Annotated in this window: 1 protein-coding gene; it reads left to right on the forward strand. The window is 69.7% G+C overall.

The window, feature by feature from the left end; all coding sequences use genetic code 11:
• Positions 1-109: 109 nt before the first annotated feature.
• Positions 110-1,609 (forward strand): IS66 family transposase, encoded by a 1,500-nt coding sequence (gene tnpC, locus BM064_RS26615; RefSeq protein WP_092866634.1) that lies wholly within the window; start codon positions 110-112, stop codon positions 1,607-1,609.
• Positions 1,610-1,629 lie beyond the last annotated feature (20 nt).

The raw sequence follows: 1,629 nt of genomic DNA on the forward strand, positions 1-1,629 counted from the left end.
TCGATTGGCGGACGCCGCAGCGGACGTGGCGGCCACTGACGGCAGGATGAGCGGCTGACGACGTCTCGAAAGGATTCCCTGACGGAATCCAATCCGGTAAGCTGTTGCCATGCTGGACGAACCCGGATCTCCGCCTGACGACCCCGAGGACCTGCGGGCCTTTGCGGAGCGTCTGATCGCGGAGGTGAAGGCGCAGGCGGTCCTGATCGAGAAGCTGCGCCATCAGCTTGCCGGACACCGGGCGCACCGCTTCGGGGCCTCGTCGGAGACGGCCGATCAGCTCCAGCTGGCGCTGGAGAGCAGCGAGATCGCCGCTGCGGCGATGACGGGGAAGTTGCGGCTGTCGGACGTGGAAGACGCGACGAAGCCAAAGCGCCGCCCGATCCCGGATCACATCCCGCGCACGGAGGTCGAACTCTCCCCCGGCGAGGACGACTGCGTCAGGTGCGGCGGCCATCTGCGCCGGATCGGCGAGGATGTGACCGAGGAGCTGGAATACATCCCCGGCCGCTTCGTCGTGAACCGGATCGTTCGCCCGCGCCTGACCTGCGCCGGCTGCGAGCGCTTCGTCCAGGCGCCGCTGCCATCCCGACCGATCGAGCGCGGCCGCCCCGGCCCCGGCCTGCTGGCCCACGTTCTGACCGGCAAATACGCCGACCACCTGCCGCTTTACCGCCAGAGCGCCATCTTCGGGCGCGAGGGGCTCGACCTCGACCGCTCGACCCTGGCCGACTGGGTCGGCCGATCGACCGCCCTGTTGGAGCCGCTGGCCGAGGAGATCGGCAGGCATGTGCTGACAGGCCAGGCCATCTTCGCCGACGACACGCCGGTCAACATGCTGGCGCCGGGCAGCGGCAGGACCCGCACCGCCCGCCTGTGGGCCTATGTCCGCGACGAGCGCCCCTGGAGCGGGGACGCTCCGCCAGCCGCCCTTTACCGCTTCTCCCCCGACCGCAAGGGCGAGCGCCCAAAGGGCCACCTCTCCGGCTTCACGGGCTGGATGCATGCCGACGGCTACGCCGGGTTCGAGGACCTCTACCGCACGGGCGAGATCCGCGAGGTCGCCTGCCTCGCCCATGTCCGTCGCAAGTTCGTCGACGTGCACCGCGCCCAGGGCTCCGCCATCGCCGAGGAAGCGATCCGCCGGATCGCCCAACTCTACGCCGTGGAGAAGGAGGCCCGAGGCTCGCCCCCGGACCGGCGCGTCGAGATCAGGCAGGCGAAGGCCCGGCCGATCTTCGACGATCTCAGAGCCTGGCTCGCGGCCCAGCTTGCGACCCTTTCCGCCAAGACGCCGCTCGCCGCCGCGATCCGCTATGCCCTGGCCCGGATAGCCCGCCTGCGGCCCTGGCTCGACCATGGCGTCCTCGAGATCGACAACAACGCGGCCGAGCGGGCCATGCGCGCCATCGCCCTGGGACGGAAGAATTATCTCTTCATCGGCTCCGAGGCTGGCGGCCGTGCAGCGGCCATCGCCTACACCCTGATCGAGACCGCGAAGCTCAACGGCGTCGACCCCACGGCCTGGCTCGCCGACACCCTCGCCCGCATCCCGGACTGCAAGATCAACAGGATCGGAGATCTGCTCCCCTGGAATTACGCCAGATAGCGGTCAGGCCGGACGCTTAC

Origin of the sequence: Albimonas pacifica, from assembly GCF_900113695.1 — a bacterium.
In the GTDB taxonomy this organism is placed as follows: Bacteria; Pseudomonadota; Alphaproteobacteria; order Rhodobacterales; family Rhodobacteraceae; genus Albimonas; species Albimonas pacifica.